Below are 13,476 nucleotides of genomic sequence, written 5' to 3' on the forward strand. Positions count from 1 at the left end.
CCATGCAACAACCCGTGGACGGCAACGCGGCGGCAGGCCCGCTGGCCCAGTTCTTCGGCCGGGACATGACGGCGGCCCAGGGCGTCTGCGCGCAGTGCGGCATGAACGGCCCGCTGGGGGAGGCCACCGTGTACGGCCCCGCCCCCGGCACCGTGCTGCGCTGCCCGAACTGCGACAACGTGCTCATGACCCTGGTGGAGGCGCCGGGCCGGATGATGGCCGCGATGCCGGGCCTGAGCATGCTGGAGACGTCCGTGCAGGGAGGGCGGTGACCGTGGCCGTCGTCTCCAAGGGCTTCAAGGGGCGTGGCGGGCACGACGACCGGCTGCCGCCCGGCCAGTACCTCACGACCGGCTTCCCCGTCCTGTCGGCGGGCCCGACGCCCCGCCTCGACACCGCGGACTGGACGTTCACCCTGGTCACCGAGGCCGGCCGGGAACGCACCTGGACCTGGGACGAGCTGCTGGACCTGCCCCAGAGCGCCCCGCACACCGACATCCACTGCGTCACCGGCTGGTCGAAGTTCGACACCGACTGGCAGGGCGTGTCGCTCGACGTCCTGCTCGACGACGTGGACACCGGGGCGGAGTTCGCGGAGGCGTACTGCCACGGCGGCTACACCACCAACCTGCCGCTGGCGGACCTGCGCGACGGAAAGGCGTGGATCGCCCACACCTTCGACGGCGACCCGCTGACCGCCGAGCACGGCGGCCCGGCCCGCCTGCTGGTCCCGCACCTGTACTTCTGGAAGTCCGCCAAGTGGGTGAAGGGCCTGCGCCTGCTCGACCGCGACCGGCCCGGCTTCTGGGAACGGGCCGGCTACCACAACTACGGCGACCCGTGGCGCGAGCAGCGCTACTGGAACAGCTGATCGTCCCCATAGACGGGGGACGCCTGCCGGAGGCGCCCCCGCAGCCGTTAGCGTGGGCGCATGCGCTCACGTCGTTCCGTGCTCTCCGTGCCGGGCAGCAACCCCCGCTTCCTGGAGAAGGCCCAGACCCTGCCCGCCGACGAGGTCTTCCTCGACCTTGAGGACTCCGTCGCGCCCCTGGCCAAGGACGAGGCCCGCAAGAACGTCGTGACCGCGCTGCGCGAGGGCGACTGGACCGGCAAGACCCGCGTGGTCAGGGTCAACGACCTCACCACGATGTGGACGTACCGGGACGTCATCGAGGTCGTGGAGGGCGCGGGGGAGTTCCTCGACTGCCTGATCCTGCCCAAGGTCCAGGACCCGACCGAGGTCGTCTGGCTCGACACCCTGCTGACCCAGATCGAGCGGTCGATGGGCTACGAGGTCGGCCGCATCGGCATCGAGGCCCAGATCGAGAACGCCCGCGGCCTGGTCAACGTCGACGCCATCGCCGGGTCGTCCAGAAGGCTGGAGGCCCTGGTGTTCGGGCCGGCCGACTTCATGGCCTCGATCAACATGCGCACCCTCGTGGTCGGCGAGCAGCCGCCCGGCTACGACGAGGGCGACGCCTACCACTACATCCTCATGCGCCTGCTGATGGCCGCCAGGATGCACGACCTCCAGGTGATCGACGGCCCCTACCTCCAGATCAAGGACGTCGAGGGCTACCGGAGGGTCGCCCGCCGGGCCGCCGCCCTCGGGTTCGACGGCAAGTGGGTGCTGCACCCCTTGCAGGTGGAGGCGGCCAACGAGGTGTTCTCACCCAGCCAGGAGGACTACGACCACGCCGAGCTGATCCTGGAGGCGTACGAGCACTACACCACCGTGGAGCGGCGCGGCGCGGTCATGCTGGGCGACGAGATGATCGACGAGGCGTCCCGCAAGATGGCGCTCGTCGTGGCCGCCAAGGGCCGGGCGGCCGGTCTGAGCAGGACGAAGTCGTTCACACCTTGACGCCGACCGCCGTGAAGAACCAGAACGACGAGGTCAGCCAGAGCCCGATCAGCGCCGTGAACGCCAGGCCGCCGAGCACGGGCAGCGTCCAGCCCGGTGCGCCGCGCCTGGGCAGCGCCAGCATCTTCGCCGTGAACAGGCCGTAGAAGAAGCAGCCGAGCAGCGAGTGGGCCAGCACGCGCGGCACGTCGTACTGGAGGCCCAGGGCGTACAGGCAGTGGAAGGCGACGGGGATCGTCAGGAGGAACGCGAGCCGCCCCGACCAGCGGTGGACGCCGGCCGGGATCTCGACGCCGAGCCTGCCCCACATCGACAGCGCCGAGACCACCTGGACGACCGCCAGCGCGAACGCCCCCGTCGTCAGCCACGCCTTCATCGGCAGCGCGCCGGAGAACCCGGCAGGGCCGACCGCGAACCCGGTGGGCGTGTGCGCCCGGCCGTAGACGCCGAGCGCCACCGCCACCAGGCCGCCGGCCAGCAGCGGGACCAGGAGCACGGCGGCCGTGCGGTGCGACGGCTGCTGGATGGCGGTCATTGCATCTCCTCGATGAAGTCGTCGACGTCCTGCGGACGGACCGTGGCGCCGGCGACGGTCACGGGGGTGGTCGGCCGCCCGGCGTCCAGCGGGGGGATCCGCACCTGGTCCTGGCCCACGAACGCGGCGCCGACCTGGTCGTAGCCGCCGCCCGGACGCGGGACGCGGATCCAGCCGGCCCGCAGCCTGGCACCTCTGACCTGCGCGGTCGCCCGGTACAGCCCGGACGGCCGGACCACCGCGGGCGCGCTGAAGCTCCACCTGGCGCCGCCGACGGTCAGGCTGCCCCTGGCCCGTCCGCCGCCGAGCGTGGCCGTCACGCGGGCCGTGCCCGGGCCCTTCAGCACGACCCTGCCGCCGGCCTCGCCACCCTTGAACCAGGCTTCGGCCTTGCCGTCGCAGAAGTAGCCGACGGCCGTGCCGTCGCGGACGGAGATCGCTATCAGGCCGCCGTTGCCCTTGACGTACCCGCCGTAGTCGGCCTTGGGGATCTTCTCGGCCTCCGTCCGCGCGGGCGACGGCGACGAAGTCGGGGACGAGCTGAGGGACGGGGGCGGGGTCGGCGCGGCGGCGGCTGCGGTGTCGGGCGCCGGTGTCGCGGTGATGCTGGCGACACTCAGCCCCGCGGCGAGGACTGCGCCCGCCGCCAGGGTGATGAAAGGTCCCAGCCTTGACATGGACTGCTCCCAGGGTCGGAATGCCGTACGAATCCGAGCATCCGCCCAGAGAGGTGAGCCGTCTGTGAACTAATGCTCACCCGGCAGACAGAATGTATGGATGCAGGAGAACCCTGGACCGAATTCGCCATATGGCAGTCAGCCGCCTGGGCCGCCCGTCTATCCTTATGCGCCGCCGCCCGTGCCGCACCAGCGGTCCTGGTTCCTGCCGACGCCGCAGGGTGCGCGTTACGACCATCTCGCCCGCACTCCGGCGAACGAGCCGTGGCGGGCCGTCGTCGGCACGATCGTCGTCGGCCTCGGGTTCTTCGTCATCGGCACCGGCGTGCTGCTCGTGGGCAAGGCGATCGAGTGGATCCTCGGCCTGCCCGTGCCGACCGACCCCGGGCAGATCTTCGGCGATCCGGTGTTCGGGCTGGTCATGGTGCTGCTGTCGATCGCGGCCGTGCTGCCCCTCGTCTTCGGTACGGCCGCGCTCGTCCAGCGCCGCCGGCCGGGCACGTTGTCGTCGGTCGCGGGACGGCTGCGCTGGTCGTGGCTGCTGCGCTGTCTCGGCCTGGCCGTGCTCGCCCTGATGCTGGGGCAGATCGCGCAGGTCACGGCCCTGTCGTTGTCCGGCGAGGAGTACTCCGACCTGTTCGGCTGGGTCGGCTGGGGGCGGTTCCTGCCCGCCCTCGTGGTGATCGTGCTGCTGGTGCCGTTCCAGGCGGCGACCGAGGAGTACATCTTCCGCGGCTGGTTCGTCCAGGCGGTCGGGGTGCACGTGCGGAATCCGGTGTGGGCGATCGTTCTCGGGTCGTTGTTGTTCGCGTCCCTGCACGGTTATTCGTGGGTGGGGCTGCTCGACGTGTTCGCCTTCGGGGCGGTGATGGGCTGGCTGGCCGTACGGACCGGGGGGCTGGAGGCGCCGATCGCCCTGCACGTGATCAACAACATGCTGGCCTTCGGGCTCAGCGCCGCCTCGGGCAGCCTCCAGGACGCGCTGGACCAGGGCAAGACGGCGATCCCGTGGCAGGCGTTGTCGGGAACGGTGGTGCAGCTCGGGGTGTATGCGATTGGTGTGTTGTATATATCCAAAAAGCGGTCAGTCGGTGCTATTTCTGGATAAATCAGGCGAGAGGTGCGGGAAATCTCGCTAGAGAGGTCTCGCCAATCCGGCTCAGGCATGCTGGTCTGGTTCCTGTGGGCCAGGCGAGGGTGTCACGGAGGTGATCGTTTTGGTGGGACTGGGTAGAAAATAGGCGCATAAGGTGGGACAGGATTTGTGGAACGGTCCGCCACAAACGGCCCGTCCACTCACCGTTTCTCCCGCGCAACCCGGTTGACCAGGTCCGATTAGACGGGTTCCACCTGTACGACGAGTTCGACTAGGAGGTGCGGCGCGTGGCCTCCGGCCCCAGCGATCCGCCACGGCGACCGCCGGACGACGACGACCCGCGTCCTGAGGACGCCTCGGAGCCCCCCTCTGCCGAGGAGCCCAGGATCCGCCACTCCCCGCCCGGTCCCACCGACGATCGGGCCCGGGGCTTACCCCTGACCTCCCCTTGGGGCATGCCGCCGTTCGCGTCCCCGATCCCGGAGGAATCCCCGCAGGAGCCGCCCAAGGGGCGCAGGCCCTACAGCTCGCCGACGGCCGAGCCCGAGGTCGAGCCGCGCCGCCGTCCTCGGCGCGTGGTCAACCGCCCGGACAAGCTCGTCGCCGGCGGTCCGCCGCGCCAGGAGCCGCCCGCCGAGCCGCCGTCCCCGCCCGCCGAGGAGCCGCCCGCCGAGGAGCCGGGGGAGAGCACCGCCCCCGTCAGACCCCACCGCGAGCCGCCGTACCACCTGCCGCTCCCCGCCGACGAGGCCCCCGAACCCGCTGCGGAAGAGCCAGCTCCGCAGTCCGAGGTCCCCGAACCCGCATCCGACGTGGCCGGGCAGGACGATCCCGAGGTCAGGCGGGTCGGCCGCCCTCCCGGCGGGCGTCCCACCAGACCCGACCTCCTGGTCGCCACCGGCCCGCCGCGTCCCGGCGGGGCAGGCGGCAGGCACCACAGGGGCCCTGCCCCCGCCGCCGTACGCAGGTCCAGCCCCGTGCACCGGGGCAGCAGAGCGGCCCCGATCGCCCTCACCATGGCCCTGGCGCTCCTGGTGGCCGCCGGGGTGCTCGTATGGCGCTGGAGCGACACCGACCCCACAGGGCTGCGCCTGGAGGCCGGCACCGGCCGTTCGGGGGACGACCTCTTCACCGTCCCCGCCGCCGGCGTCGGCACCGACCAGAAGCTCAACGACCTGGTCTCCGTCGGCCGCGCGGTGGTCGCGGTCGGCAGCGACACCACCAGCCCGACCCCGCGCCCGCTCTTCCTGTTCTCGCCCGACGCGGGCCGGCACTGGCAGCTCGGCCAGGTGAGCGGCGCCTCCACGCCCACCGTCCAGCGCGTGGTCGGCGGCGACGGACGGTGGCTGGCCAGCGGCGGCGACGGCCCGTCCGGCGAGCGCGGCCTGTGGACCAGCACCGACGGCTTCAGCTGGACGACCGTCGACCCGGCCGGCATGGCCGCGTTCCGGCCCGGCGACCAGGTCCACGACATCGCCAGGACGGCCTCGGGCTTCGTCGCCGTCGGCGCCACGGCGGGCGAGGGCGGCACCGGCCCGGCGGCCTGGCGCTCGTCCGACGGCCGGTCCTGGGAGCGTGTGGAGACCAGGGGGCTGGACGTCCAGGAGCTCAGGGCGGTCGTCGCCAAGGGCGACACGGTCGTGGCCGTCGGCCGCCCGGCCGACGGGGGCGGCTCGCGGGTGCTGCGCTCCTCCGACGGCGGCGGCCGGTGGCAGGCGACCGGCTTCCAGCTCCCCGAGGCCGAGCCGCGTACGGGCACGGTGGCCGTGCTGCCCGAACGGTTCGTCCTGGTGCCGACCAGGCAGCGTACGGTCGACGGCGACGTCCGCGTCTACTGCTCGCCCACCGGCGCCCAGTGGTCGCAGTGCGGTTCCATCGGCGGCCTGAGCGGCGAGAGCCCGGGGGTGGAGTCGCTGGTCTCCTACCGGTCCGGCGTGGCCGCGATCTACCAGGCCACCTTGGGCAAGTACTCGGTCCTGACCAGCGCCGACGGGCGCGGCTGGGCCAAGCGGGCCGACCTCGGCGACCTGTCGGGCGCCACGCTGCGCGGGTTCACGATCTCCGACGGCGGAACCCTGTTCGCCGGCGGCGACCAGGCCGCCTCCGACGTCGACAACCAGCTCGTGCTGATGACCGCGCCGCCGCGCGGCGCCGCCTCCCGCGTCCAGCTCGGCCAGGTGGAGGGGCTGACCAGGGTCTCGCGCGAGACCACCAGGCTGGCCGCCGCCGGCGGCCGGTACGTCGCGGTCGGCTCCGCCTCGGGCGACGCCGGCCTGTGGACGATCAGGAACTGGCAGCGCTGGAAGTCGATGAGCCTCGGCGGCCCCGGCAGGCAGATCCTGGAGGACGTCGCCCACGGCGGGCGCGGCTGGCTGGCGGCCGGCAGCACCCAGACGAACCTGGCCGTCACCGATCCCCTGCTCGTCACCTCCGAGGACGGCGAGACCTGGCGGCGCGTGCCGGTCTCCGGCGACCTGGCCCGCGACCGCGACCAGCCCTACCTGGACACCCACGCCGTCGCGGCGGGCAAGAAGGGCTACGTGCTGGCCGGCGAGTCCCACGACCAGGCGGGCTCGGCGGCCGCCGCCATGTGGTTCACGCCCGACCTGCGCAAGTTCACCCGGTCCAAGAAGCTGCCCCAGGGCGGCTCGGGCGTACGCGTCCACGACGTGATCGCGACCCAGGGCGGGTACGTCGCGGTCGGCGGGTCCGGATCCGGCGACCGGGAGAGCAGCGTGGTCTGGTTCTCCGACGACGGCGTGAACTGGACCGCCCGCAAGCGCCTCACCCCGCCGGACGCCACGTCGGCCGGGCTGCGGCAGGTCACGACGTACCACGACAAGCTCGTCGCCATCGGTACGGCCGTGACGAACGGCTCACGCCGCGCCTTCTCCGCCGTGTCCGACGACGACGGCGAGAGCTGGACGACGGCGTGGCTGCCCGCCGACCAGGCGGCGGCGGTGCACGACCTGGCCGCGGCCGACCAGGGCCTGGTGGCGGTCGGCTGGCACGGCACGCCTGGTGAGGGCGACAGCGCGGCCTGGGTGTCCCAGGACGGCCTGTCGTGGAACCGCATGTCCCTGACCAGGGACCGGCTCGCCGGCCCCGGCATGCAGGCCCTGACGGCGGTGGCGGTCAGCGGCACGGAGGTGGTGGCGCTCGGCAGGTCCACGACGTACGACACCGACCACCTGATCCTGTGGACCTCCAGCCTCACCGTGGACCGGTGAGCACGTCCCAGTCGGTCAGGCAGCCGAGCAGCCCTTCGGTGAGCGGGAGCAGCGCCAGCTCACCGGGGGCGCACCACCGCACGTCGGCGGCGTCGTCACCGGCGACGGGCACGCCGCCGTCCGAGGTGGCCAGGTAGTCGCGGATCACGTACGTGACGCCGCCCGGCCCGGGACGCTCCACCGCGCCCGCCAGGCGGCCCACCGCGACGCGCAGCCCGGTCTCCTCCATGACCTCGCGGCGCACGCCCTCCGCGTCGGTCTCGCCGGGCTCCAGCCGCCCGCCGGGCAGCGACCACAGGCCCTTGCCCGGCGGACGGCCGCGCCGGACGAGAAGAAGCCGGTCAGAGGCGTCGAAAATGATCGCGCCGACACAATTTACGCGCACATGGCCAAGATTACGACGGGATAACAGATGCCGGTCTTGACGCGGCCGTGCCGGAGGAAGCACCGTGGGTAGCTGTGAGAGCGGCTCCTACCTGTCCAAGGTGCTTCGGCCCGCTTCACGGGTCGAGCGGCCTGTCCGGTGTGTTCCATTGCGACACACACGGCGATGTCCTGCCGTACCAGCCTCCGAGAGCGCCTACCGGCGAATCGCTGGAGGTCATGCGGAAACGCTCGGTGGTGCCCGTGTGGCTGCCCTGGCCATTGCCGCCCGGCTGGACGGTGACCGGGTTCGGTGAGGCCGGCGACGAACGTACCGGCTCGCGGGCCAGCGTCGTCGCGCTCAGCGGGCCCTCGCCGATCGAGGGGCCGGCCGACCTGCTGGTCATCGCCGAGGAGCCGGGCGTGGGGCTCGGCGCGACGTTCGCGGGGCTCGACGGGCCCGACCCCGGTGAGGGGTTCGACTCCGGGCCGCCCAACGCCAAGATCGAGGTGATGGGGCATCCCACGGCGATGTGGTGCCTGGGCGGCATCGACGACCGCGCCGTCTACGCCGGTGAGGCGCTCGGCAACTGGTTGTGGACCATCGCCTGGCCCGCCGAGGCCGGCTGCATGATCGCGATGGCCGAGCTGTCCCTCCAGGACGCCCGCGACCGCGACTTCGAGGTGCCGTTCGGCGGCTTCTCGCCGCGGCTGGAGGACTGAGCGGGCGCAGTGCAGGGCTGAGCACGGTCTGGAGCACAGAGTCGAGCGCAGGGCTGAGTGCAGGGCTGAGCACAAGGATCGCCTCCCCCGGGCGGCCGGTTGGGGGAGCGGTGTCCGGGGTCAGGTTCTTCGTCGAGGCGTTCGTGACGATGTTCGTGATCATGGACCCGCCGGGCGTCATCCCGCTCTTCCTCGCCTACACCTTCGGCCGCACCCCGGCCGAGCGCAGGCGCATCGCCTGGCAGGCCGCGGTGACGGCGTTCTGCCTGGTGGTGGTGTTCGCGGTGTTCGGACGGGCCATCCTGTCGTACCTGCACGTCGAGGTGCCCGCCATGCAGATCGCGGGCGGGCTGCTGCTCCTGCTGGTGGCCCTGGAACTGCTGCGCGGCGCGGCCGAGCCGCGTACCGACACCGTGCGCTCGAACGTGAACGTGGCCCTGGTCCCGCTCGGCACGCCGCTGCTGGCCGGGCCAGGCGCGATCGTGGCGACCATCGTCTTCGCCCAGCAGGCCGAGGGACGCGCCGACGGGCTGGCCGCGCTGATGCTGGCCATCGCGGCCGTGCACATCCTGCTGTGGCTGTTCATGCGCTTCTCGGTCAGCATCATCCGGGTCATCAAGGAGAACGGCGTGGAGCTGGTCACCAGGATCGCCGGCCTGCTGCTCTCGGCGCTCGCGGTGCAACTCATCATCAACGCGATTCGCGCTCTCATGCAGACGGGCTAAAGTTCGGAAGCGTGACAGCGCGTATCGAGCGAGTGGTGACCGAGGGCGTCGTCGACATCGACGGCACCGAGCACAAGGTCGAGAACAACACCTGGATCATCGGTGACGACGACGAAGTCATCGTCATCGACGCGGCGCGTGACGCCGAGAAGATCCTCGAGCAGGTGGGCGAGCGTGAGGTGCTGGCCGTCATCTGCACCGCGGGCCTGCCCGACCACGTCGGCGCGGCCATCGAGGTGGCCAGCAGAGACGAGGCGGTCGTCGCCCTGCACCCCAAGGACAAGCCGCTGTGGCGGGAGACCTGGCGGGAGACCTGGCCCGACATCGACATGGAGGACGACGGCGTCTTCGGCGTCGCCGACGTCCAGCTCGACGTCATGGAGACGCCCGGGGTCTCGCCCGGCGGCATCTCGCTCTACTGCGAGGCGCTCGGGGCCGTCTTCACCGGCAAGGCCCTGCAGGCCGACGGGCCGGGCAAGCTCGGCGGCGAATACCCGGCGCTGGCCGACCAGCTCACCTCGATCGGCGGCCGGCTGTTCACGCTCCCGGCCGACACGCGGGTGCTGGCCAACCACGGCGACGAGGTCACCGTCGGCGACCTTGAGCCGCACTTCGACGACTGGGTGTCGGGTTCGCTGACCCGCGACCCGGCCGCCCCCCGCGACGACGAGGGCCCGCTGACCGACGGCACCAGGATCTCCGGCATCAAGCTCGGCCCCGGCGACGAATAGGTGTACGACCAGCTTCCGCTGGACGGGATGCCGCGGCGGCTCTACGCGTGCACGCCGTCGCGGTTGAACACCTGGCTCGACTGCCGCCGCCGCTACCGGTTCACCTACCTGGACCGGCCGCAGCCCTCCAAGGGGCCCGCCTGGGCGCACAACAGCGTCGGCGCCAGCGTGCACAACGCGCTGGCGGCGTGGTGGCGTGAGCCGTACGAGCGGCGCACGCCGCTGACGGCCGCCGTCCTGCTCACGAACGGGTGGATCACCGAGGGCTTCAGGGACGCCGAGCAGTCGGGGGAGTGGCTGAGCCGGGCCCGCGACCTCGTGTCCGGATATGTCACGACCTTAGATCCGGCCGACGATCCGGTCGGCGTCGAGCGCACGGTCGCCACCCGTACCAAGGTGATCGCGCTGTCCGGGCGCATCGACCGGCTCGACCGGCGCGGCGACGAGCTGGTCGTGGTCGACTACAAGACCGGCCGCCGCCCGCTGACCCAGGACGACGCCCGCTCGTCCCTCGCCCTGGCCACGTACGCGATCGCGGCCTCCACGATGATGCGCACGCCGTGCCGGGCGGTCGAGCTGCACCACCTGCCCACCGGCGAGGTCGTCGAGTGGCGCCACACCGACGAGTCGCTGGGCCGGCACCTGCGCCGCGCCGAGGAGATCGGGGTCGAGGCCGCCACCGCCGACGACCGCTACCGCGCCGTCATGGGCGCCCCCACCTCGGCCAAGCGGCCCGCCTCGGCGGCCGGGCGGGGGGCGGGAGAGCGTCCCGTCGTCGGCCCGGCCCGGGTTCCCGCCGAGCTCGACACGGTGTTCGCGCCCAGCCCTGGCCCGCTCTGCTCGTGGTGCGACTTCCGCCGCCACTGCCCCGAGGGTCAGACCGCCGGATCCGACCGCAATCCCTGGGACGGCCTCGCCGACTGACCCACGGGAACGTCCGTCCCCGTCGCCGGCCAGCGGCGGGGGTCGGTCAGGCCCTTGAGCCCCTTGCTCACGTCGTAGCCGGCCGCGCCGAGCCGGGCCCGCGCGCCGGCCAGCATCGCCCGCGTGGACGGCATGAACGCCCGGTCGTGCACCGGCTCGGGCAGCGCGTTCATGCCCAGCCGGAAGGCCCTCAGCGCCGCGCTGACCGCCGCCGGGGGCACCTCGGGCAGGACGCCGTACATGCGGCGGGCCCATTCGGGGAGCGTGTAGTAGCAGAGCGCGCCGAAGGGGAAGTAGGCCGGTTTGCCCGGCGACAACCTGCGCAGCTCCTTCGGCAGCCGGGGCCACAGCAGGAACCGCACGGTCGCCGACGCCTCCTCGGTGACCCGCAGGGCGGGCCGGACCTGCTTGAAGTAGGCGTCCATCTCGGCGCACGAGCCGGGGACGTCCTCCGGGTGCAGCCCGACGTAGGAGGCGCTCCTGCGCTGCTCGCGCAGGTAGCGGTCGGCCTGCCGCTCGTTCAGCCCGAGCCCGCCGCGCCTGGCCACCTCCAGGTACGACGACACCTCCGCGCAGTGGACCCACAGCAGCAGCTCGGGATCGTCGACCCGGTGCGTGCGCCCGGTAAGCGGATCGGTGATGCGCAGCGCCCTGTGGATGCCGCGCACCCGCCGGCCGATCTCGTCGGCCTCCGCCGGGCTGCCGAACGTCACCCGGCCCACGAAGTCGGCGGTGCGCCGCAGGCGGCCGAACGGGTCGTCCTGAAAGTTGGAGTTCTGCCAGACGCCGAGCATGGCCAGGGGATGCAACGCCTGCAACATGAGGCCGCGTACGCCGCCCACCCACATCGAGCGGTCGAGATGCACCTGCCAGGTCGCGCTCCGAGGCGCCTGGACGACGAGTTCGTCCGTCATAGCAGGTGCATGATTACATCACATTGGACCTTGTGTCCAAATAGTGCTTCTCGGCCGCGTTCCAGAACCTGACCAGCGCCGCGGCCGTCGTCTCCGGCGCCTCGACGGCGGGGGAGTGGACCGCGCCGGGTACGACCACGCACTCGGCGCCGAGCCGGGCGGCCGTCTCCGACTGGGTCTCGGGCGACCAGCCGTCGTCGTGCTCGCCGTAGAGGACCAGGGTGGGGATCTCGATCTGACGCAGCTCATCGGTGCGGTCGTGCATGTGCAGGACCTGCTCGGCCATCTGGGCCAGGCCGGTGGGGGAGTTGGTCAGCAGCCGCTTGCGCAGGAACGCCATGATCTCGTCGGAGACGTCGGCGGCCAGCGCCTCGGGCTCCATCCGGTGGTGCCAGAGGTGTTCGAGCCCCTGGGACGGGATCTCCTCCATGATCTCCCGGCCGTTGCGCGCCCGCCTGCCCTCGATGGCCGCGGGGCCGGAGCTCATCAGCGTGAACGAGGCGAACCGGGTGCGCCCGTCGATCACGGCCTCGCGCGCGACCAGGCCGCCGAAGGAGTGGCCCACCAGGTGGACGGGGTCGCCGCCGCCGATGGCCTGGGCGAGCAGGTCGACGTCGGCCCCCAGGGCGGCGCAGGTGTAGGCGGCGGGGTCGTCGGGGCCCGGGGTCTCGTACTGGCCGCGCAGGTCGACGGCCACCACCCGGCGGCCGGACTGCGCCAGGGTCATCAGGACCGCGATGAAGTCCTCCTTGCTGCCGGTCAGGCCGGGGACCAGGAGGGCGGGCCAGCGCTCGACCACTCCGCTGACCGGAAGCGCCTCCAGAGCCGCGAACGCACCCTGGGGCGTTTCGAGCTTCTGCGGCGTCACACCGGGCGGCAGGTCGAGGAATCGCGGCGTACTCACGTGGGGCAACAATACCCAGAGGTCAGCGCCTCGACACCGGCAAACGGACTACGCTGATGCGAGTTCTGGGGAGTTGTGAGCTATGCGTGATCTCGATGTCCGCCCGGCGACCTCGTGGGCGGACGTGCTCACCGTCTTCGGGCCGCGTGGTGCCTGCGCCGACTGCTGGTGCATGTGGTTCAGGGTGGGCGGGGCGCAATTCCGGGCCATGGAGGCCGCTGAGCGCCGTGACCGCCTCCAGGGGCTCGTGGAGGGCCCTGGGGCGGCTCCAGGGGTCCTGGCCTACCTGGAGGGCACACCTGTCGGCTGGTGCGCCGTGGGGCCGCGTGAGGAGCACGTACGGCTCGTCCGCTCGCCCGTCACCAAGCCCGCCGACCCGGAGGAGACCGGTGTGTGGTCGGTGACCTGCTTCTACGTGACCCGCGCCGGACGCGGCCAGGGGGTCACCGCCGCCCTGCTGGCCGGCGCGGTCTCGTACGCGGCCGAGCAGGGGGCGCGGGCGGTCGAGGGATACCCCACGGACTCCGGCAGGAGCCTCCAGGCCAGTGAGCTCTACCACGGCTGGCTCTCGCTCTTCGAGGACGCCGGCTTCAAGGAGACCGGACGCCGGTCGCCGACGCGTCCGGTCATGCGGCTGGGCCTGGCATAGGCCCGTACAAGCCATCCGTACAGACGAGAAGGCGCGCGCCCCGCGAACGGGACGCGCGGCGTGTGGAGGTTGTGGGCATGCCGGGCGGGGGGCGGTGGCGCCGCCCCCCCCGCCCCGGGGCAGGGGGGGCTGGGGCGTTCG

15 protein-coding genes are annotated in these 13,476 nt (G+C 72.4%); 10 read left to right on the forward strand and 5 right to left on the reverse strand.

Annotated elements, in window-relative coordinates:
• The first annotated feature begins 2 nt into the window (after positions 1–2).
• From AB0J97_RS39415 to AB0J97_RS39425, 3 genes are read left to right on the forward strand one after another with little or no spacing between them, the layout of a single operon-like run.
• Entirely contained in the window at positions 3–272 is a 270-nt protein-coding gene (locus AB0J97_RS39415; protein WP_364098760.1) for a DUF6510 family protein, read from the forward strand.
• 2 nt (positions 273–274) lie between these two features.
• Positions 275–871 carry a sulfite oxidase-like oxidoreductase gene (locus AB0J97_RS39420; protein WP_364098802.1) on the forward strand — a complete coding sequence of 199 codons (597 nt, stop codon included), beginning with the start codon at positions 275–277 and terminating at the stop codon, positions 869–871.
• A gap of 60 nt (positions 872–931) precedes the next feature.
• Positions 932–1,864 carry a CoA ester lyase gene (locus tag AB0J97_RS39425; protein WP_357704301.1) on the forward strand — a complete coding sequence of 311 codons (933 nt, stop codon included), beginning with the start codon at positions 932–934 and terminating at the stop codon, positions 1,862–1,864.
• Here AB0J97_RS39425 and AB0J97_RS39430 read toward each other — a convergent pair.
• Positions 1,854–2,399 (reverse strand): DUF6529 family protein, encoded by a 546-nt coding sequence (locus tag AB0J97_RS39430; RefSeq protein ID WP_364098764.1) that lies wholly within the window; start codon positions 2,397–2,399, stop codon positions 1,854–1,856. The genes AB0J97_RS39425 and AB0J97_RS39430 overlap by 11 nt on opposite strands.
• Positions 2,396–3,076, reverse strand: coding sequence for a hypothetical protein (locus AB0J97_RS39435; RefSeq protein ID WP_364098767.1), 681 nt, complete (start codon positions 3,074–3,076; stop codon positions 2,396–2,398). The genes AB0J97_RS39430 and AB0J97_RS39435 overlap by 4 nt, the downstream gene beginning before the upstream one ends.
• A gap of 181 nt (positions 3,077–3,257) precedes the next feature.
• On the opposite strand from AB0J97_RS39435, the gene AB0J97_RS39440 reads away from it, so the two are divergent.
• Together AB0J97_RS39440 and AB0J97_RS39445 are read left to right on the forward strand one after the other, a co-directional pair.
• Positions 3,258–4,184, forward strand: coding sequence for a CPBP family intramembrane glutamic endopeptidase (locus tag AB0J97_RS39440; RefSeq protein WP_364098770.1), 927 nt, complete (start codon positions 3,258–3,260; stop codon positions 4,182–4,184).
• 443 nt (positions 4,185–4,627) lie between these two features.
• Positions 4,628–7,402 carry a hypothetical protein gene (locus AB0J97_RS39445; protein WP_364098773.1) on the forward strand — a complete coding sequence of 925 codons (2,775 nt, stop codon included), beginning with the start codon at positions 4,628–4,630 and terminating at the stop codon, positions 7,400–7,402.
• Here AB0J97_RS39445 and AB0J97_RS39450 read toward each other — a convergent pair.
• Positions 7,386–7,787: an NUDIX hydrolase gene (locus AB0J97_RS39450; RefSeq protein ID WP_357704311.1), complete on the reverse strand. Its 402-nt coding sequence runs from the start codon at positions 7,785–7,787 to the stop codon at positions 7,386–7,388. The two genes, AB0J97_RS39445 and AB0J97_RS39450, sit on opposite strands and share 17 nt — an antisense overlap.
• A 74-nt stretch (positions 7,788–7,861) precedes the next feature.
• On the opposite strand from AB0J97_RS39450, the gene AB0J97_RS39455 reads away from it, so the two are divergent.
• The 4 genes from AB0J97_RS39455 to AB0J97_RS39470 all read left to right on the forward strand — a co-directional run bounded on the left by AB0J97_RS39455 (position 7,862) and on the right by AB0J97_RS39470 (position 10,868).
• Positions 7,862–8,488, forward strand: a complete 627-nt coding sequence (locus tag AB0J97_RS39455) for a DUF6758 family protein (protein ID WP_364098776.1) — start codon at positions 7,862–7,864, stop codon at positions 8,486–8,488.
• A 110-nt stretch (positions 8,489–8,598) separates the two neighbouring features.
• Positions 8,599–9,213: a MarC family protein gene (locus AB0J97_RS39460; protein ID WP_357704315.1), complete on the forward strand. Its 615-nt coding sequence runs from the start codon at positions 8,599–8,601 to the stop codon at positions 9,211–9,213.
• Positions 9,214–9,224: 11 nt separating this feature from the next.
• Positions 9,225–9,944 carry an MBL fold metallo-hydrolase gene (locus tag AB0J97_RS39465; protein WP_364098779.1) on the forward strand — a complete coding sequence of 240 codons (720 nt, stop codon included), beginning with the start codon at positions 9,225–9,227 and terminating at the stop codon, positions 9,942–9,944.
• Positions 9,945–10,868: a PD-(D/E)XK nuclease family protein gene (locus AB0J97_RS39470; RefSeq protein ID WP_364098782.1), complete on the forward strand. Its 924-nt coding sequence runs from the start codon at positions 9,945–9,947 to the stop codon at positions 10,866–10,868. It begins immediately after the preceding gene.
• On the opposite strand, the gene AB0J97_RS39475 is transcribed toward AB0J97_RS39470, so the two are convergent.
• Positions 10,820–11,782 carry an oxygenase MpaB family protein gene (locus AB0J97_RS39475; protein ID WP_364098785.1) on the reverse strand — a complete coding sequence of 321 codons (963 nt, stop codon included), beginning with the start codon at positions 11,780–11,782 and terminating at the stop codon, positions 10,820–10,822. The genes AB0J97_RS39470 and AB0J97_RS39475 overlap by 49 nt on opposite strands.
• Positions 11,783–11,795: 13 nt before the next feature.
• Positions 11,796–12,686, reverse strand: a complete 891-nt coding sequence (locus AB0J97_RS39480; RefSeq protein WP_364098788.1) for an alpha/beta hydrolase — start codon at positions 12,684–12,686, stop codon at positions 11,796–11,798.
• A gap of 82 nt (positions 12,687–12,768) precedes the next feature.
• Between AB0J97_RS39480 and AB0J97_RS39485 the strand changes: the two genes are divergently transcribed.
• Positions 12,769–13,335, forward strand: coding sequence for a GNAT family N-acetyltransferase (locus AB0J97_RS39485; protein ID WP_364098791.1), 567 nt, complete (start codon positions 12,769–12,771; stop codon positions 13,333–13,335).
• Positions 13,336–13,476 lie beyond the last annotated feature (141 nt).

Source organism: Nonomuraea sp. NPDC049607 (assembly GCF_040675375.1).
Taxonomy (GTDB): Bacteria; Actinomycetota; Actinomycetes; order Streptosporangiales; family Streptosporangiaceae; genus Nonomuraea.